A 19,621-nucleotide genomic window follows, 5' to 3' on the forward strand; every position below is an offset into this window, starting at 1 on the left:
ACCGTTCAGCTGACCATAATTCAGGGATTAACCTGATGTTGGTCGGCTTTTTTGCAGAAAGGGTATTTAGAATAGCTGTCGAAGTGGGTTATGTACATATTTTAACGATGGGAGAGAGGACAATGAAAGTGATTAGCACATTAGAGATCGTAGATGTACAGACAGGAGAACGAACTCCGCTCCGCTCATTTGATTACTTAATCGAGGCACCCAATTGGACGAGCGATGGTAAGCGTCTTATTTATAATAGTCTAGGTTGTCTCTATTCGTTCGACATAGCAACCTGTGAGCTTGTTCAAATTGACTCGGGGTTTGCTACGGAATGTAATAACGATCATGTTCTATCTTTTGACAACACTAAGATCGCAATTAGTCATCATACGAAAGAAGATGGTAAATCTCGTATATATACTCTTCCGATGGAGGGTGGCGAACCGGTTCTAGTTACACCGAATGCTCCAAGCTATTTACATGGTTGGTCTCCAAATGGTGCCGAATTGGCCTATTGTGCAGAGCGTAACGGTCAGTATGATATTTATACCATTCCAGTAGACGGGGGAGTAGAGGTACAACTGACGGATTCGCCTGGGCTGGATGATGGGCCTGAATATTCACCAGATGGGGGACATATATGGTTCAATTCGGTGCGTACAGGGCTGATGCAGGTATGGCGAATGAATGCCGATGGCAGTGAGCAAACACAGATGACTATTGATGAGAGTAACAACTGGTTCCCGCATGTATCGCCAAATGGCCAGACGATTGCCTACCTTAGTTACCGCAAAGGAGATGTAGATCCTGGCGATCATCCTGCGAATAAGGATGTTGCGATCCGATTGATGGCAAGCACAGGAGGAGATTATCGCACATTAGTACAATTGTTTGGAGGACAAGGTACGATTAACGTGAATTCGTGGTCCCCGGATAGTAAGCGATTGGCGTTTGTAAGTTACGGGGTTGAGGAATAGGCATAAATTACCGATAAAAATTATAGTGTTATTATTTATACATAAATGGGGGAAAAGTTGGATGAAGAGGATTTTTAGTGTTTTGTTAATTGTAATACTGGTTATACCAGCGCTCGGCACTACAACCTTTGCGGGCAATGCGCTGAAGGCTAAGGTGACAGAGAGCAGTACATATTTTGACGGAGAACAAAGGGATTTGAACGGGTTCAATATCTCGAACAATAATTATTTCCGGCTGCGCGATGTAGCGGAGTATTTCTCGGGAACAGCCAGTCAATTTGATATCACTTGGAATAAAGCAAACAATGCGATAGAGATCATAACCGGGCAAGCCTATACTCCCGAAAAGAAAGCTAGCAGCAACTATTATAGTCGCAATAGAAATTATTCAGCTACGCTGTCGACCTCTAAAGTGCTAGTGGATGGGCAGCTGCAGTCGATTACGGCGTACAATATTGATGAGAATAACTATGTTCAGTTGCGAGATTTGGCGGGAAAGATTCCATTTGATATCGAATATGATGTTCAGTCAGATCGTATATCGTTGTTCTCCAAAATTCCAGATCACGCTTACCGGGTGAAGACGGCGGTGGGGACCGAGAGTAACGCTGTATCTTCTTATTTTCCCAGATGGAAAAGTACGGATACTTCCTATCTTGTGAATAATAATGATGGGACTGTAAGTGTCCTTGAAGCGAATAAGGAAGTTACGATTGAATCATATAATGAGAAGTTTGAACTGACTGGAAATAAGAGTATTCCGTTTGAGCTTCCGATATTTGGCGGTTTCTATAGCGGGGAGAAGTATAACTATATTGCTTTTGGACAAGAGAACCGTGAAGAGAATGATAGTAAAGAAGTGATTCGTATTGTCCGTTATGATAAAAGCTTCAATAGAGTAGATAGTGTCTCCATTAAGGGTGGCGAGAGTTATACGGTTAGCCCTTTTGATTCTGGCTCCGGTAGTATGGCTGAGTCTGGTGATACGCTTGTATTCCACACCTCTCGAACTAGATACACGACAGAAGATAAACTAAATCATCAATCTCAGCTCACCATTATCGTGAATACCCAAACTATGACCGTGACGAATGATCTGGGAAGATTCCAGAAGAATCATGTTAGCCACTCTTTTGATCAATATGTATTGTTTGATGGTGCTACGCATGTTCTAGTGGATCATGGTGATGCCTATCCTCGTTCGATTGTGCTGAATAAAGGAAATGGAACCAGCTATAACGAGGTAGACCTGTTTAATATCCCCGGCAAAATCGGAGCGAACACCACCGGCGTTTCTATAGGCGGATTTGAGATGTCTTCGGCGAACTATATTGTCGCTATGAATACGATTGACCATTCGCTTGTCAAAGAATATACGTCTTATGAGATGGTGGGACTGGAGAAGGACCAGAGAGATATCGTTCTTAGTGTTCTGCCAAAAGCCAACCTGTCTAGCACATCAGTGAACCACATCACCTTGGCTAAATATGTAGGTACAAATCAGATCGCTTCTATTCCTAAATTGGTGAAAATAACAGATGACAAGCTGATGGTGCTGTGGCAGGAATTTGATAAGGAGAATCATCTGGGCGACCTGAAATATGTTCTTATTAATGGAGAGGGAGCAGCCTCTGGCGGTATCCAAACGATTAAGAATTTCGCACTATCAGAAAGCAGTCCTATCATTAGTGGGGATAAGATTGTCTGGTATACCAACAATAAAGGATCCCGACTGTTCTACTCCATCCCATTAAGTTGATTCACAATCGATCCAACCGTACCAGGATGTCAACATTGCATGCACGAGCGATTTAATTCACATGACCGGCAAAAGGTTATCCCGTTAATGCCTACATGAGGTATTCCGGATAACCTTTTTTTCTACCAAACTCATAGCCTTTTCCCTATTCATATGCTCGTTTACAAAGACGTGCTAACATTTGTACCCCTGATCATCTAACAAAAAGACACCCGTGTACGCGTCAGACTCCTCACTCCAACAATATGACTCCCCATCGCTAACACCTGTCTGTTCCGCATTTCTGACGCCTTGGATAAAATGAAGGCGCATACTTCCCTTGAAAAGGAGTCCAACGATATGAACTTTAATCTTAACACGGTACCCTTCAGCCGAAGAGGCACCTTTCTGGCTATTTCTGAACTCCCTGAATCGGGTGTCAGGGCGGAGGGACTTTACTTACGGACTGTGCGTGGTGGGGATGATAAATTTGGTGAAGCCTTCCAAATTGAACTGTTAGACGAGAGCAAACAGTATATCCCGTATGAGGCTAAAGCCGAGCCTGCTTTACTTCGTTTGAATACGGATGCCGAAAACATCTATGCGGAGATCTGTATTACAGATGGCCGTACGGTCCGGTTTAAGAGCAAAGGATGCGGCATCCGCCTCACTTTCCGTACCTCAGCCTACGATTATGCTTATGAACACAGCGCAGGCAGCTTTGAAGTAAACAGCTTCACTCATGAATGCAGGTTCATGCTCACCCGGTTAACAGGGGATCTCCGGATGGAGGTACCTTGGGACAAAATCAAGAGCTCTCGCATTGTGGCGGAGTTCATTCCTGAAGACGGTACGGAAATTGCCGAGTTCGCGGTGGAAGAGTTTCGCACGGTATGGAAACAGCGTGATGCCTGGACGTCATGGGAGGAAGCGGTACAAGAGGTGCAACACGAATATAACCAGTGGCTGGGTGCAAGCTTGACCGTTCCCGAACGCTGGCAGGAAGGCCGTGAACTGGCGGCTTATATTACCTGGTCCTGTTTGGTTCCCGCGGAAGGATGCCTGACCCGGCCAGCTATGTATATGTCGAAGAACTGGATGACAAATATTTGGAGCTGGGATCACTGCTTCAATGCGATGGCACTGGTTAGGCATCATCCAGAGCTGGCCTGGGATCAGTTTATGATCTTCTTCGACCGTCAGGATGAGAGCGGTCTAATTCCGGATTTTATCAATGACAAGTATGAGCTCTGGAACTGCAACAAGCCGCCTATTCATGGCTGGACACTGGCCTGGATGATGCAGCGGACGGATTATATTAAGGAGTCCCATCTTCGTGAAGTGTATGGACCCTTGAGCAAGTGGACGAACTGGTGGTTCCGTTTCCGGGATAACGACCAGGACGGTATACCACAGTACAATCATGGAAACGATTCGGGTTGGGACAACAGTACTGCCTTTAATAACGGGATTCCGGTGGAGAGTCCGGATCTGGCGGCATTTTTAATCCTGCAGATCGAACTGCTTGCCGAAATTGCTGGGCTTCTGGGACTTACCGACGAAAGCACCGCATGGAGAAGATTAGGCGAGGAAACTCTGGAGAAAATGCTACGTCATTTCTGGAAGGATGGAAGGTTCACAGCTTGCCGTTCCGGAACTCACGAAGTATCTGACGGCGATAGCCTGCTGCTCTTCGTGCCCATTCTGCTTGGCAAGCGGCTGCCGGAGCCAATCTTGCGCTCACTGCTGGATGGCCTGCGGGATGAGAGCCGCTTCTTGACGCCGAACGGCTGGGCTACTGAGAGTGTGAAAAGCCCTTACTACACGCCGGATGGCTATTGGAGAGGTCCAATCTGGGCACCATCGACGATGCTGCTCGTGGAAGGTGTGGCCGCGGCGGGGGATATCGAGCTGGCAAGCGAGGTAGCCGGCCGATTCTGCGAAATGCTGAACAAGAATGGCATGGCCGAGAACTTCGATGCCCTGACGGGTCAAGGTCTTCGTGACAGGGCATTCACGTGGACCTCAAGTGTCTTCTTAATACTGGGGCACGAATATACAACTTAACAACATACGGGCACTTCCTCCTGGTCAAGACCGGCGTGAGGGGAAGTGCTTTCCCATTTTTCGAGATATTCCCGAGTGTGCCAGTCCATGCTACACTTCAACTATAAAAATGAAATATATAAGGCGGGGATGAGAAGTCATGTGGAGTCATTTCTTTAAGAAGGTATATCATCGCTTCTCTATTCGCTCTTATTTCAGCATCCGGACCAAGCTGCTCTTTTGCTTTCTTATTGTCACGATTATTCCGCTGTTGTCACTGGGGGCCTTGAACTATTATCAATCCGCTATAGTCATCAACTCCCAATTCGGGAAATACGGGGAGAACACCGTGGCACAACTTGATCAGCAGATCAGTTCCGCTTTGAACCGGATGAGCCAGACGACTGGAACGATTTATTCTTATCTCCTTGATCCTGCACGGGGAGGACTAGGTGACCATGTTCCGACCACGTATCAGGAGATTATGGATAAAGATGACTTCGAGGCGCTGCTAAAATCACTTAAGACGGATCTGACGAGAGGTATTTATCTGATTACCCGCTCTGGTTATTACTATGGGGAGAATAATCTGGATGTCAGTAAGCTTAACAATATTCCCGCCTGGCAGTCCATCACTTATTCATCCAAAGGCCCCTATTGGCTGGGCTTCTATCCTATGAATCATGGCATGGGAGATTCGGATACCGAGGAGCCTATACTGGGGCTCGCCGTACGGATTAATAATCCGGCTGGAACCCAGCATGGGAGCACTATTTTAATTGAAGAGAATGCGGAGGTTCTTCTACATATGTTCCATATGTTTGAGGAGGATACCAAAGCGCATTTGATGATAACTGATTCCGAAGGGCAGCCCATTTACCAGTCAGAATCTCCGTTTACCCCAAACGAGAGTGATGTGGTGTGGAATAGGACACTAACAGCCAACGGATGGAAGATTGAAGCGAGACTATCGTCCAAAGCATTCTATTTTTCCTCGAGCCTTATCCGCTACAACACAGTACTTGTAGCCATTGTTTCTTGTCTGCTTGCCTTTGGGCTAGCTTATATATTCTCATCCAAATTTACAGCTCGAATCCGCAGGCTGAAAGACTCGATGCAGAAGGTCAGCTTTGGTAAGCTGCATACGAGGACCCTGGTGGAAGGCAAAGATGAACTCGGAAGCCTAGATACCAGCTTCAACCGCATGGTGGGGGGAATTCAATCCCTAGTAGAGGAAGTGGAGCAGAGTGAGCGGCTGAAGAAGGAAGCCGAGCTCAAGGCATTCCATTACCAAATTAATCCACATCTGCTCTTCAATACGCTAAACTCTATCCAGTGGAAGGCAAGGCTCCAAGGGGCTGAGGATATCCGCCAGATGCTCTATCATCTGACGATGGTGCTCGAAGGTAATCTGGATATCTCTCAGGAGTTGATCACTCTAGGCCGTGAACTCCGCATGATTGAGCATTTTCTGAAAATACAGGAGATCCGTTATGGGTCCGCATTCAGTTATGAACAGACCTGTGGCGAAGAGCTTAAGCCGTATCTGATTCCCCGTATGACCCTTCAGCCGCTCTTCGAGAACATCTTTTTTCATGGATTTGAAGACGGGAAGGGGAACATTTCATTAAGTGTACAGGAGGAAGGCGAGCATCTGTTGTTAACATTGTCTGATGACGGTGCAGGGATTACAGAAGAGAAGCTGAGGACGCTTATGCTTGCAAAGCCGGAAAGTAAACCCCAGGGACGTGGAGGACTCGGCGTTCAGAACGCTAACCAGAAGTTCAAGCTTCATTTCGGACAGCAGTATGGATTAACGGTTCAATCCACAAAAGGTGAAGGCACTACTATCATAATTCGGTGGCCCAAGAAGGAGGAGAGTCCGCATGGAGACAACCAAGACCATTAAAGTGTTAATTGCAGATGATGAGAGTATCGTGCGAAAAGGGCTTCGCTCCACAATACCTTGGCATAAGTATGGGATGGAAGTGGTGGCGGATGCGCCGAACGGTCTTAAAGCCTGGGAGGCCTATCAGATTCATCTGCCTCAAGTAGTGATTACCGATATTGTCATGCCGGAGATGAATGGGATTGAACTGTTACGCAAAGTTAAAGAAGTGGATAAAGACACCCGGATTATTCTGCTGAGCTGTCACCGTGATTTCGAATTCGCCCAGCAGGGAATCAAGCTGGGGGCTTCAGGATATTTGCTTAAGACGGCCTTTGAAGATGAAGAACTGGAAGGAATGCTGGAGAAGTTCCAGAGGGAGCTGACATCGCAGACTTCCGTAGCGGAGGATACTGAAACAAGCGAAATCTATGGAGAACGGCTGGGCTCTCTCTTGTTTGCCTGGCAGAGTGGACACAGCAGCAAATTTGTTGAAGAAATGGATAAGCTCATTGGGGAGAAACTGCCGCTGAACAGGGGACCCTTGTACATTTATCTGGTCAAGACCTGCCGGTGTGATCGTACCTATCTGGATCTCGTCAAGGTTAATGAGGATGGGAATCGCCGGATGCCCGACAGCGCATCAGTTATTATCCCTTACGGTGAGGACCTATGCTATTGGATTGTACCTGGTGAAGAGCTGGAGACTGCGGGTAGCCTGCTCGTTCAGATGAAAAGCCAAACGGAGAAGCTGAATTGGGCCAAGAGAGGACCGCTAGCCAACACTGAAGATTTAAGCAAGGCCTTCATGGCGCTTCACAAGGAAGCAGAAGTGGAGAAGCTGCATGGTATTTCGTCTCAGGACTGGCCTGAACCGATCTGGAAGGCCGTAAAGCTTCTGCACGATAACCCTGGGGCGGATTGGTCGGTTAGCGACTTGGCGAGCCAGGTGGGGCTTAGCCGAAGCCATTTCTCGATCCTGTTTAAGAAGACAGTGGGCGATAGCTTTGTAGCTTTCCAATATAAACGGAAGCTTAAGCTGGCCAAAGAATTGCTGCGGGATACGCAGTTGACGATGCAGGACATTGCGGAGCGGACTGGGCTGGGAGACAGCAAATATTTCAGCAAATGGTTCAAGCGCTGCACAGGTCAGACGCCTAGTCATTACCGCATACAACAAAAAGACGCCGTGATCCGAACAGATGGACACCCCGGACTTTAAATCGAACAAAAGTACGCAAACATTCGAATAGATATCGGTTTTGAACCGCTTTCATAAAAGTTAAGATGAAAGCGGTTCAATTATTATTACCTCATTCAAAGGGGAGGCTGCCACAGTGAAAAAGAAAATTTCTCTTATTGTACTTGCCACAACGTTAATGGCAACTATGGTCACGGCTTGTGGGGGAAACAGCGAGAGCTCATCATCCACAGGCGCCGCGGGCTCAGGGGAGACGAAGACGCTTCGCTTTGCGACTTGGGATACCGGGGACGCGCTCAAGATTGAGCAAGACATCGCCAAGAAATTCGAAGCAGCCCATCCGGGCACAAAGGTTCAGGTAGAGGCTTATGCAGACGGTTTTGATCAGAAGCTTGCCGCCGGATTCGGGGCGACCAATCCGCCTGATGTGATGTATATGTGGGATTTCCCAACCTATCATCAATCTCTGGAACCGCTGGACAGCTATTCGAGCAATGATAAAGAATTGAACATTGAAGATTTCTATCCTGGATTGTTCAATTACGGAAAAATTGACGGCAAGCTTTATGGCATTCCGGCAGGGTTCACCACACGCGTAGTCTATTACAACAAGAAGTTGTTCGATGAGGGAAAGGTCCCTTATCCGAAGGATGGATGGACATGGAAGCAATTCCAGGACATCGCGGCCAAGCTCAGCGATAAGTCGAAGAAGCAGTACGGGTTCGGGGTTCGCGCAGAGAATGATACGTATGACCTGCAGAGCTTCGTATGGAGCAACGGAAGCTCATTCATCTCCGATGACGGCAAAACGATTGAAGGATTTATGAACAGCAAAGAGACGGCTGAGTCCATCCAGATGCTCGGCGACATGGTTAAGAACGGCTCGGCTGTGCTGACCGGAGGCAAAGGCCAACAGAGCGGGGATGACATTTTTAAAGCAGGTAAAATCGCTATGTGGGAGAGCGGTATCTGGCCGCTGGAATCGTTCAAGACTGCAGGCATAGATGTAGGAACGGTCGAAATCCCAGCCTTCCCGGGCAAACCGGTCAAAGGGGTGCTTGCAGAGTCCGCCTTGTCCATTGCCAAGGATTCGAAGCAGAAAGATCTGGCCTGGGAATTCGTGAAATTCTATGTGTCCAATGATTCTATCAAGATGCGTGTCGCGGATCTGCCTGTAAGGGTCAGTGTCGTAAACGAGCTGAAGAAGGATCAGGACCCGCTCTATAAACCTTATTACACGATGCTGGAGCGTTCCAGCAACACACCGGCGTTCCTGCTCAATCCGAAATGGAATGAAGTGAACCGCCAACTCTCTGCAGCGGTGGAAGCGGTTATGCACGGCGAAAACGCCCAGGAAGTACTGAATCAGGCTGTTAAAGATAGTGAACGTTATTTGAAATAACACATTTACAGAAAGAAGGTTAAGAGATGGCTCAGACCTTTCTGCATCAAGCAGGGGAACCTATAGCCCAGCTCAAGCCTACACGAAAACGTAGATGGGGTGGGGTTGTTCCCTACCTCTTCATTTTTCCCTGGATCTTCGGATTCCTCGTGTTCACCTTGGGGCCATTGTTATTTTCCCTTATCATCTCTTTTTTCGATTGGCCGATTGTCGGCGAAGTACGCTTTATCGGGTTTGGCAATTATGCGGAAATGTTTACGGATGACCCGTTATTCTGGACCTCACTAGGGGTCACGCTCAAATTTGCGGCATTGTTCGTTCCATTGAACATCATTGTGGCGCTTGGGCTTGCAATTCTCTTGAATCAGAAGACACGGGGGAGTGCTATATTCCGAACCGCCTTTTATATTCCCTCCGTTATATCCGGTGTCGCTCTGGCTATGATCTGGTCTTGGGTATACAGCGGTGATTACGGGATTCTGAATTACTTCCTGTCCCTGATCGGCATTCAGGGCCCTGATTGGCTCAACGATAAGCAATGGTCATTAGTTGCGATGGTGGTCGCAAGTCTCTGGGGACAAGGCTCGATGATGCTGATCTTTCTGGCTGGCCTCAAAGGGATTCCGAAAGACCTTTATGAATCCGCTTCCATTGATGGGGCAGGTAAGATCAGACAATTCTTCAGTGTGACGATTCCGATGATCACACCGACGATTTTATTCAACTTAATTACTTCCATCATTGCAGCCTTCCAGCAGCTGACCCTGGCTTTATTGCTGACCGGAGGCGGTCCAATGAAAGCAACCTATTTCTATGCCATGTACATGTATGAGAATGCGTTTAAGTATTTCAAAATGGGATATTCGGCAGCTAACGCCTGGTTCATGTTCCTGATCGTGCTCAGCTTGACCTTCATTGTGTTCAAATCCTCGGAAGCCTGGGTGTTCTACGAAGGTGAAATGAAGAAGAATCCTCAGGAGAAGCTGAAGGGTCAAGGAAGGAGACGTTCTTTGTGAAGAAAATACTCGTTTACGTGCTGCTGCTCTTTTTTTCACTGTTGTTCATGGCTCCGCTGTTCTGGGCGGTTACGACTGCACTCAAGTCACAGTCCGAGCTGTATCTGTTTCCACCAAAATGGATTCCTTCTGTATGGAAGTTCAGCAATTTTGCAGAGGCGTGGAACATTCAGCCCTTCAATTTGTTTCTGAAAAATACACTGTTGATTACTGTCCTGTCGACGCTCGGTCAATTGATTTCTTGTACGCTCGTTGCTTATGGATTCGCCAGATTCCAGTTCAAGGGCAGGGACTTTCTGTTCCTAGTTGTGCTGGCAACGATGATGATACCCTGGGAAGTCACCATGATCCCGCAGTATATGTTGTTTAACCTTCTAGAATGGATTAATACGCTTAAACCCCTTATTGTACCGTCCTTCTTTGGGTCTGCCTATTTCATTTTCCTACTGCGGCAGTTCATTCTCACCATCCCGCGTGAGCTGGACGAAGCAGCTACAATCGATGGAGCCAGTAAGTTGACCGTATTGACGCGTATTATTGTTCCGTTGATGGGTCCCTCGCTGATCCTGGTCGCTGTGTTCCAGATGATGGGCTGCTGGAACGATTATCTTGGTCCGCTTATTTTTCTTAACGACCAGACGAAGTACACATTGACGCTGGGACTATCGCAGTTCAAAGGGATGTTCGGTGTGGATATGCAGTCTATTATGGCCATTACTTGTCTGATCTCGATCCCACCGCTGACGATCTTTTTCTTCGCTCAGCGCTACATTGTTGGAGGCATTGCGACTACGGGCATTAAAGGTTAGTTGGCTGTAACGGGTACACGAAGCTGATAGAGAATGACACATTTGACAAGGAACAGAGAACTGAACAGAACAGATAGCAAAAGTGCAGAGTAGAGAAAAGAGAGGAGAAATGAGCCATGACACAGCAAACTAACGGGAGGGATTGGGATGATCTTGACGTCCTTCAGCGAGGGCGGTCCAAAAGCCGGGCCTACTTCATCCCCTATTCTGACTCGTCAGGGGCACTAACTTACAATAGGGGAAGCTCACCCTGGTTCAAATCCTTGAACGGCATGTGGAAGTTCAACTATGCAAAAGGTCCAAAGTGGGCTCCGGAACACTTCTACGAGGAAGGGTATGATTCTTCCGGCTGGGATGAGATTCAGGTGCCGGGGCACTGGCAGTTACAAGGGTACGGAACTCCACATTATACGGACTTATATTATCCGTTCCCGGCAGATCCCCCGCATGTGCCTGATGAGAATCCGACAGGCAGTTATGTGAGAGCGTTTATGTTGCCCGAATCGTGGAAGGGGCGGAATGTCGCCATTAAATTCGACGGGGTGGATAGTGCGTTTCATATCTGGGTGAACGGCAAATCGGTCGGATACAGTCAGGGCAGCCGTCTGACCTCAGAATTCGATCTCACTCCTTATGTGAAACCGGGACTCAATACCTTAGCCGTTAGAGTGTACCAATGGTCAGACGGCAGTTATCTGGAAGATCAGGATATGTGGTGGATGAGCGGGATTTTTAGAGATGTGTATCTGCTCTCCGAGCCTGCTTCCCTCCGTATTGCCGATTATCGGATTATAACGGAACTGGATGAATCTTACCGAGATGGGATCTTGTCCGTTCTAGTGAACATACAAGGGGAAGCTGCTGTACAGGGCCGTCTGCGGCTTGAGCTGCTTAAACGGACTGGTGAATCTGTTGCCTTGGCTGAGGACCAGGTTACTGCAGGAAGAGATGTAAAGTTTGTAATACCGGTAGGGCAGCCGGAACTGTGGAGTGCGGAATCCCCCAATTTATATCATCTGCTGATCACTTTGCAGGAAGAAAGTGGAGAGATGGTAGAGATAGCAGCCCAGCGGGTTGGATTCCGCACAATTGAGGTGCGCGGCGGCCAGTTCCTGGTGAACGGAAAGGCGATTCAGCTCAAAGGGGTCAACCGTCACGATCATCATCCTGATACCGGTCGCACAGTCACCGTCTCCGACATGCTACAGGACATCAAGATGATGAAGCAGCACAATATAAACGCCGTAAGAACCGCGCACTATCCGAATGATCCCCGGTTCTATGAGCTGTGTGATGAGTACGGCTTATATGTTATGGAAGAGACCGATCTGGAGACACACGGGTTCGAACTACTTGGCAATATTTCCAGACTCAGCGACGATCCCGCCTGGCAGGAAGCCTACGTGGAGCGCGTTCAGCGAATGGTCGAGCGCGACAAGAATCATCCTTCCGTGATCTTCTGGTCGCTTGGGAATGAGTCCGGCTTCGGCTGCAATTTCCGGGCGATGGCGCAGTGGTGCAGAGAAGCTGACCCGACACGGCTTATTCATTACGAAGAAGACCGAGAAGCTGAAGTCTGTGATGTGGTAAGCACGATGTACTCCTCCGTTGAGAAAATGGAAGGCTTCGGTCAGTTGGCTGACCATCCGAAGCCGCATATTCTGTGTGAATTCGCGCATGCCATGGGCAACGGACCCGGTGGATTAAGACCTTATTTTGATACTTTTGACAAGTACGATAGACTGCAGGGCGGTTTTGTGTGGGAATGGATTGACCACGGATTGAGCTGGAAGACGGCAGATGGGAAGGCTGATTACGCTTATGGCGGGGACTTCGGGGATGTACCCAATAACAGCAACTTCGTCATAGACGGTCTGGTCCGGCCGGACCGAACGCCATCACCGGGTCTACTTGAATACAAGAAAATTATCGAGCCGGTTCGGGTCGAGTATATAAGCAGGAACAAGGTTAATGTGATTAACCGCTATGATTTCCTGACATTGGATCACCTATATGCTGATTGGAGCATTACCATGGATGGACGTACCGTTCAAAGCGGAGTTCTTGCACTGCCAGAGATTGAAGCGGGCGGACAGGCGGAAGTGGAGATTCCTTATGACCACAGTCTCGATGCTCTCCTTCACAGCACGGATGCGGAACGGTGGTTAAACATCCGCTTCTCGATCGCGGCTGATTGTCTTTGGGCGGAGCAGGGTCATGAAGTGGCTTGGGTCCAATTTCTAATGCAGGATGAGGTAGAGAATAAAGTTAGCGACAGTCATACAGGGCATTCAGATGAGCCCTCCAGTGCTGCTATCCGGATGGGAAGTCAACAGATCAGGCAGAATCTTCACTGTACAGAAGCTGCTGGGCAAATCATTCTCACAAATGATGATTTCCGTATGACCTTTGATACGAGGAGCGGGCGAATTGGTTCGCTTCGTCTAAATGGCAAGGAGCTAATGAAGGCCGGACCGCGGCTGAATTTCTGGCGTGCGCCGATCGACAATGACATGTATGTGCTACCGGACTGGCGCAAAGCGCATCTGGACCGACTAACAGAACGCATTGATGAGGTTAGCTGGACCCGGCTTGACGAAGGAACCATCTGCATTACTGTAAGCTCCAGGATTGCTCCGCCAGTTTTTGATTGGGGTTTCCGGTGTGTAACTACCTATACCGTAACCAGCATAGGGCAAATCACTATGGATGTGCAGGGCACACCGGAGGGCAAGCCGCCAGAAATGCTGCCTAAGATTGGACTCCAGATGGAGATTCCAGGCGATATGGATCGGGTGAAATGGTATGGCCGGGGTCCCGGTGAGAATTACTCAGACAGCAAAGAGGCATGCCGTGTTGGAGTGTATACAGCTTCAATTGATGGACTATTCACTCCATATATATATCCGCAGGAGAATGGGAACCGGATGGATGTTAGATGGATATCCGTTACAGATGCATCCGGACTTGGTCTACTTGCTGCGGGGGTTCCGACTCTTGAATTCAGCGCGCGCCGTTATACGGACAAGGATCTTGAAGAGGCACAACATGCAAGCGAGCTTGTTCCGCGTGACTTCGTTACGCTGAATCTGGATTACCGGCAGAATGGGCTGGGCAGCAATAGTTGTGGACCTGCTCAGATGCCGAATCATAAGGTAACATCGGAAGCTTTTACATTCTGTATTCTGCTCATTCCGTTTTTATCAGAAGATACCACGCCAGAGTGGCTTGCTAGACAAATGCTGAACGGGTTACCACAACCACAATAATGAGAGGAGGGGACAGCATGCTCCACACACAGGATGTACTTAATTTAAGCGGAAAGATAGCTGTTGTTACCGGAGGTGCTTCAGGTATTGGCCTTGCTACGGCCGGACTGCTTGCAGATTTCGGAGCACATGTTGTTGTGCTGGACATCAATGTAAGGCAAGGGGAGCAGGCTGTTCATGAGATTAAAGGGCGGGGAGGGGCGGCTAGCTTCCACCGCTGCGATGTTTCCTCTTCGGAGGACTGCAAGCGTGTAGCCTCGGAGATTGAGAACATATACGGCAAAGTCGATATTCTGTTTAACAATGCGGGGATTATCCGCCGCAAGACCGTTGTCGAGCTTGAGGAAGCCGACTGGGATCTGGTGATGAATGTATCACTTAAGGGAGTCTATCTGCTCTCCAAATATATGATCCCGGTGATGGAGCGTGGAGGAGGAGGCAGCATCATTAATACCGGCTCTGGCTGGGGCCTTAAAGGCGGGGACCGAGCCGCTTCCTATTGCGCAGCCAAGGCGGGTGTGGTTAACCTCACCCGGGCTATGGCCATTGACCACGGCCCCGCGAACATTCGCGTGAACTGCGTGTCCCCAGGTGACACGGATACGCCGCTTCTGCGCGATGAGGCCAAGCAGCTTCAACAGGACGAAGCGGCCTTCCTGGTAGCCTCTGCTGGAGGGCGTCCACTGGAGCGATTGGGTACGCCAAGTGATATCGCGAATGCGGTATTGTTCCTAGCCAGCGATCTGTCTTCCTGGGTCACTGGAAGTGTACTTGTTGTGGACGGCGGAGGCATTGCCTAACGACTAAGAAATGATGAACATTTAAAATCAACCTTTTAAGGACGGAGGCGTTAACCTTGTCTGAACACAGAACTTATGCCCATCCCTATATCCCGAATACAGCACCGGAAGTCCGGGAGGCAATGCTGAAGGAAATCGGCCTGAGCTCCATCGATCAGCTGCATGATGCGATTCCGGATAGTCTGAAGCTCAAGCGGGTGATGAGTCTTCCTCCAGCTATGAATGAATATGAGCTTCGTCGACATATCGAGGCTCTGCTTGCGAAGAACAAGCATGGCGCCGATTATATCAACTTCCTCGGAGCTGGCTGTTGGCAGCATTTCGTTCCGGCTGTATGCGATGAAATTAATCAGCGCTCGGAGTTCGTGACGGCTTATGCAGGAGAGCCTTACGAAGATCACGGCCGATTTCAGTCCTTGTTCGAATATCAAAGTCTGATGGCCGAACTCGTCGATATGGACGTCGTTAACGTCCCTACCTTCGACTGGGCACAGGCGGCCGCCACGGCCATCCGAATGGCAGGTAGGATTACAGGCCGCAGGATTGCGCTGATCTCCAGATCCGTCGATCCGGATAAAGCCAAGATCATAACCAATTACTGTACACCTGTAATGGAAATTAGGTACGTGGAGATTGATCCGTTGACAGGAAAGATAGATCTGGATGATCTGCAAGGCAAGCTTGAGGAAGGAACAGCGGCGTTCTACTTCGAGAATCCGGGTTACCTCGGCGTTATTGAGGATCAAGGCGCTGAAATATCTGAGCTTGTCCACGCGGTGAACGCTATCTCTATTGTCGGCGTTGATCCGATCTCCCTTGGCGTACTGGAACCTCCAAGCCGTTACGGTGCTGATATTGTCTGTGGGGATTTACAACCACTTGGCATGCACATGAACTATGGTGGGGGTCAAGCCGGATTCATCGCCACCCGGGATGAAGAAACTTATGTGATGGAATATCCGTCCCGCCTGTTCGGTATTGTTCCTACTGAGGTGGAAGGCGAGTATGGCTTCGGCGATGTGGCCTATGAGCGTACGTCCTTTGCTCTCCGGGAGAAGGGGAAGGAGTCGGTGGGAACACAGACAGCACTGTGGGGAATTACCGCCGGAGTCTATCTATCCTTGCTTGGACCAGCGGGTATGCAGGAAGTCGGGGAGACCATTATGCAGAAATCCCAATACGCGGCGAATAAGCTGTGTGCCATTCCCGGGGTTTCATTGCGATTCAAAGATACAGTCTTCTTCAAAGAATTTGTCTTAGATTTCAATGAGACCGAATTGTCTGTTGCTGAGATTAACAAGCGTCTTTTGGAAGTAGGGATTTTCGGAGGAAAAGATCTGTCCTCCGCTTATCCCCAGTGGGGACAATGTGCCCTTTATTGCGTAACTGAAATTCATCTGCAGACAGATCTGAACCGGCTTGCGTCAGCTGTCGATAGCATTGTCTGCAAGAATCAAAAGACAGAAGAGTAGGAGGAAAGCCATGAAACGGATTCGTAGAGACCACAAGGTGCGCCGCTTTCACCAGGCCAAATGGGATGAACCGGTGATCTTCGAGCTTCACCGGCCGGGTGAGCGCGGAGTAATCCCGCCAGGCACCGAGGCTGGGATTGCCGAGGCTGTAGGCGAAGGCTCAGCCCGAATTCCATCAGCCATGCGGCGAAAAGAAGCGCCGGCGCTGCCCGAGATCGGTCAGGCCAAAGTTCTTAGGCATTATTTAAGACTCTCCCAAGAGACTTTGGGTTCGGATCTTAACGTTGAGATCGGACAGGGTACATGTACGATGAAGTATATTCCCCGTATCAATGAAATGCTTATACGTAGCCCAAATCTGATGGAACTGCATCCACTGCAGGATGCCGGATCCGTTCAGGGAATCCTGGAAATCTACTATAAGCTGGACCAGGCGATGCGTGAAATATCAGGGATGGATGCCTTCACGTTCCAGCCGAGCAGTGGCACGCAGGCCTTGCTGGCCATGGCTTCCATAGTCCGCGCATATCACGATTCACGCGGTGAGGGAGACCAGCGTGACGAGATCATTACGACCATCTTCTCACATCCGTCCCAAGCAGCGACCGCAGCGGTTAAGGGATATAAGATCATTACACTGCATCCTGACGAAGACGGATTCCCTGATCTGGAGAAGCTGAAGAATGCCATTTCCGAACGCACGGCTGGTTTCGTCGTGGCAAATCCGGAAGATACAGGCATATACAACCATCGTATCCGCGAGTTCACGGACGTGGTTCATGAAGCAGGAGGAATCTGCTTCTACGATCAGGCGAACGCGAATGGACTGCTCGGTATCACCCGGGCTAAGGAAGCCGGGTTTGACATGTGTTTCTTCAACCTGCATAAGACCTTTGCCGCACCTCACATGTGCGGAGGGCCGGCTACAGGCGCTCTTGGGGTAACCGATTCCCTTAAGCGTTTCCTGCCCGGTCCGCTTGTTGACTGGGACGGTAGTCGTTATGTCCTTGTAGAGCAAAGCGGTGATAGCATCGGCAAAGTCCGCAGCTTTCACGGCGTGGCCCAGACTGTACTTCGTTCCTACGCTTGGATTATGAGCCTGGGGCCAGACGGTCTTAAGAATGTGGCCCAAATCGCTGTACTGAATAATAACTACCTTTATCACAAAATTCTGCAAATCCGCGGAGCCAGCGCTCCTTACATCAAAGGTCGACGTCTTGAACAGGTAAGATACAGCTGGAAGCAGCTTACGGATGAGACTGGGGTAACGACAGAAGACATCACCCGCCGGATGTGTGATTTCGGCCTGCATTACTGGACATCCCATCATCCGTACATCGTTCCGCAGCCGTTCACCCTGGAACCGACTGAATCTTATTCGAAGGAAGATCTTGACGAATATATCGAGGCGCTGACCCATATTTCGAATGAAGCTTACACGCAGCCGCATATCGTCAAATTAGCTCCGCACAACAGCACCGTTCACCGGAATGTGGAATCTTCTCTTGATGATCCTGCAAAATGGTGTATCACTTGGCGGGCTTACTTAAAGAAGACGCAGCCGGAATAGGGCTTGATCCCTACTATTAAAATTCACATTTGAAAGTAGAGGGGCTCCGTTTGGAGCCCTTCCTATTTGACTGTTTCACCAAGGAAAGGGGTTATGGGTATGTCTGGGTATATGAGGAACTTGCTGCGCCTGTCCGTCGGCGTACGCCGGTTTCTTATGACCGAAGCCATGTATGGCATCGGCATCGGTATGTATTCGCTAGTTCTTAATTTGCATTTGCTGTCCAAAGGAATGAAGGAGGATGAAATCGGGCTGCTCATGTCCATAGGTATACTGATCATGGGGGCATTGGCTATTCCTGTATCCATATCTGCGAACCGTATAGGCCGTAAAAAGCTGCTGGTATCCGGCATCATGTTTATAGCGGCAGGAAGTGCACTTTATGCGATTGGCAATCATTCCGGCATATTCTATTTGGCTCAAACTTTGGTCTCGATTGGCCTTACTCTTGTGGAGACGACGGAGGTGCAGTTGCTATTCCACTATTGTGCCTCTCGTAAGGAAGAAGCAAGTGCTTTCTCCCTGATGTTTGCCGTGTTTACGGCATTTACCGGGGCAGGAACCCTGGCTGCCGGATACTTGCCGAATTCGGCTGATAGCGGGGATGGATATGGGCTTACGCTGCTGCTTGCTGCACTGGTTTTCGTTGTTCACAGTATGATTAGAGGACTCTGGCTTCCCTCTGAGGGGGGGGGAAGAGAAACGGTTAGAACCTCTGAAGTTCTGGAAGTGAATCGTGAAGTCTCTAGCCTGAGGAATAAGCTGCCTTCCGGCACACTCTGGTTGTTCTCGGTATTCATGGCGCTGCTCGGAGGAGCGATAGCCATCACGGGGTCATTTCTTAATGTAATTGTGAAGTACAGACTGAACTGGATGGATGATAAAGTGTCCGTTCTGCTGGCGGTAAGCGGAGTTGTTTTGTTTGCAGCTTCTTTAATGACGCCTTACGTATTAGAACGTTTCGGTCACCATGTGGCCATCGTATCTGTCTTTTTGGTTAATATACTCGTGTTCGCCTCTTTATCCTGGGCCATGCCGGTTTGGATGTTCACAATCATGTTTCTGGTTCGTGGGGGAGGGCTTACGATGCTGTCCAATCTGCTGGACAGCCAGTTGATGTCTGCCTTTAAGGAGCAGGAGAGGAATCTCTACGCAGGAATGAGATCCGTATTTCGGAGCCTCGGATCATCCGGTGCTGCTTTGCTTACAGGATGGATTTTGATCGGACAGGATTACGAGTTGCCCTTCTTTCTGACATCAGCAGTATTGCTTCTCTGTCTGTTTTATTACATTTGGTTCATACGCCCAATTCTAGATAAAAGGCTGAAAGAATAAGAATGAATCACTCAGTACAAAGTTCATAAGAACAATTATGACATAAAGATTGTTTATTTGGCATTCATTCCATCGAATCCCCTATGCAAGTCATCCCGGTATGGCTT

At 48.9% G+C, this 19,621-nt stretch carries 13 protein-coding genes; all 13 read left to right on the plus strand.

Annotated features, from left to right (window positions below; all coding sequences use genetic code 11):
• The first annotated feature begins 122 nt into the window (after window positions 1-122).
• Window positions 123-968 (plus strand): TolB family protein, encoded by an 846-nt coding sequence (locus tag UQ64_RS29485; protein WP_245238306.1) that lies wholly within the window; start codon window positions 123-125, stop codon window positions 966-968.
• Window positions 969-1,029: 61 nt separating this feature from the next.
• Window positions 1,030-2,727 (plus strand): hypothetical protein, encoded by a 1,698-nt coding sequence (locus tag UQ64_RS29490; RefSeq protein WP_060626988.1) that lies wholly within the window; start codon window positions 1,030-1,032, stop codon window positions 2,725-2,727.
• Between the two features lie 339 nt (window positions 2,728-3,066).
• Entirely contained in the window at window positions 3,067-4,773 is a 1,707-nt protein-coding gene (locus UQ64_RS29495; protein WP_060626989.1) for an amylo-alpha-1,6-glucosidase, read from the plus strand.
• Window positions 4,774-4,912: 139 nt separating this feature from the next.
• A complete protein-coding gene (locus tag UQ64_RS29500) occupies window positions 4,913-6,661 on the plus strand; it encodes a cache domain-containing sensor histidine kinase (RefSeq protein WP_060626990.1) in 1,749 nt (582 codons plus the stop codon).
• Window positions 6,639-7,862 carry a response regulator transcription factor gene (locus UQ64_RS29505; RefSeq protein ID WP_060626991.1) on the plus strand — a complete coding sequence of 408 codons (1,224 nt, stop codon included), beginning with the start codon at window positions 6,639-6,641 and terminating at the stop codon, window positions 7,860-7,862. The genes UQ64_RS29500 and UQ64_RS29505 overlap by 23 nt, the downstream gene beginning before the upstream one ends.
• Window positions 7,863-8,019: 157 nt before the next feature.
• Window positions 8,020-9,243 carry an ABC transporter substrate-binding protein gene (locus UQ64_RS29510; RefSeq protein ID WP_167348539.1) on the plus strand — a complete coding sequence of 408 codons (1,224 nt, stop codon included), beginning with the start codon at window positions 8,020-8,022 and terminating at the stop codon, window positions 9,241-9,243.
• Window positions 9,244-9,269: 26 nt separating this feature from the next.
• Window positions 9,270-10,259, plus strand: coding sequence for a carbohydrate ABC transporter permease (locus tag UQ64_RS29515; protein ID WP_060626993.1), 990 nt, complete (start codon window positions 9,270-9,272; stop codon window positions 10,257-10,259).
• The gene (locus tag UQ64_RS29520) at window positions 10,256-11,068 is read left to right on the plus strand and encodes a carbohydrate ABC transporter permease (protein ID WP_060626994.1); all 813 of its coding nucleotides are present in this window, start codon (window positions 10,256-10,258) and stop codon (window positions 11,066-11,068) included. The genes UQ64_RS29515 and UQ64_RS29520 overlap by 4 nt, the downstream gene beginning before the upstream one ends.
• Before the next feature lie 116 nt (window positions 11,069-11,184).
• Window positions 11,185-14,337 carry a beta-galactosidase subunit alpha gene (gene ebgA, locus UQ64_RS29525; RefSeq protein ID WP_060626995.1) on the plus strand — a complete coding sequence of 1,051 codons (3,153 nt, stop codon included), beginning with the start codon at window positions 11,185-11,187 and terminating at the stop codon, window positions 14,335-14,337.
• A 17-nt stretch (window positions 14,338-14,354) separates the two neighbouring features.
• A complete protein-coding gene (locus UQ64_RS29530; RefSeq protein WP_060626996.1) occupies window positions 14,355-15,137 on the plus strand; it encodes an SDR family NAD(P)-dependent oxidoreductase in 783 nt (260 codons plus the stop codon).
• Window positions 15,138-15,193: 56 nt separating this feature from the next.
• On the plus strand, window positions 15,194-16,609 hold the full coding sequence (gene gcvPA, locus UQ64_RS29535; RefSeq protein WP_060626997.1) for an aminomethyl-transferring glycine dehydrogenase subunit GcvPA: 1,416 nt from the start codon (window positions 15,194-15,196) through the stop codon (window positions 16,607-16,609).
• Between the two features lie 10 nt (window positions 16,610-16,619).
• Window positions 16,620-18,179, plus strand: coding sequence for an aminomethyl-transferring glycine dehydrogenase subunit GcvPB (gcvPB, locus tag UQ64_RS29540; RefSeq protein WP_060626998.1), 1,560 nt, complete (start codon window positions 16,620-16,622; stop codon window positions 18,177-18,179).
• Between the two features lie 99 nt (window positions 18,180-18,278).
• The gene (locus tag UQ64_RS29545) at window positions 18,279-19,514 is read left to right on the plus strand and encodes an MFS transporter (protein ID WP_060626999.1); all 1,236 of its coding nucleotides are present in this window, start codon (window positions 18,279-18,281) and stop codon (window positions 19,512-19,514) included.
• Window positions 19,515-19,621 lie beyond the last annotated feature (107 nt).

The organism is Paenibacillus etheri (assembly GCF_001012825.1).
Taxonomy (GTDB): domain Bacteria; phylum Bacillota; class Bacilli; order Paenibacillales; family Paenibacillaceae; genus Paenibacillus_AQ; species Paenibacillus_AQ etheri.

Excerpts from the sequence above, each read along its gene's own strand:
- UQ64_RS29485 (WP_245238306.1), top strand. The coding sequence starts at position 123 with ATGAAAGTGATTAGCACATTAGAGATCGTAGATGTACAGACAGGAGAA.
- UQ64_RS29530 (WP_060626996.1), top strand. The coding sequence starts at position 14,355 with ATGCTCCACACACAGGATGTACTTAATTTAAGCGGAAAGATAGCTGTT.
- UQ64_RS29490 (WP_060626988.1), top strand. The coding sequence starts at position 1,030 with ATGAAGAGGATTTTTAGTGTTTTGTTAATTGTAATACTGGTTATACCA.
- UQ64_RS29500 (WP_060626990.1), top strand. The coding sequence starts at position 4,913 with ATGTGGAGTCATTTCTTTAAGAAGGTATATCATCGCTTCTCTATTCGC.
- UQ64_RS29510 (WP_167348539.1), top strand. The coding sequence starts at position 8,020 with ATGGCAACTATGGTCACGGCTTGTGGGGGAAACAGCGAGAGCTCATCA.
- UQ64_RS29495 (WP_060626989.1), top strand. The coding sequence starts at position 3,067 with ATGAACTTTAATCTTAACACGGTACCCTTCAGCCGAAGAGGCACCTTT.
- ebgA (WP_060626995.1), top strand. The coding sequence starts at position 11,185 with ATGACACAGCAAACTAACGGGAGGGATTGGGATGATCTTGACGTCCTT.
- UQ64_RS29545 (WP_060626999.1), top strand. The coding sequence starts at position 18,279 with ATGTCTGGGTATATGAGGAACTTGCTGCGCCTGTCCGTCGGCGTACGC.
- UQ64_RS29515 (WP_060626993.1), top strand. The coding sequence starts at position 9,270 with ATGGCTCAGACCTTTCTGCATCAAGCAGGGGAACCTATAGCCCAGCTC.
- UQ64_RS29505 (WP_060626991.1), top strand. The coding sequence starts at position 6,639 with ATGGAGACAACCAAGACCATTAAAGTGTTAATTGCAGATGATGAGAGT.
- gcvPB (WP_060626998.1), top strand. The coding sequence starts at position 16,620 with ATGAAACGGATTCGTAGAGACCACAAGGTGCGCCGCTTTCACCAGGCC.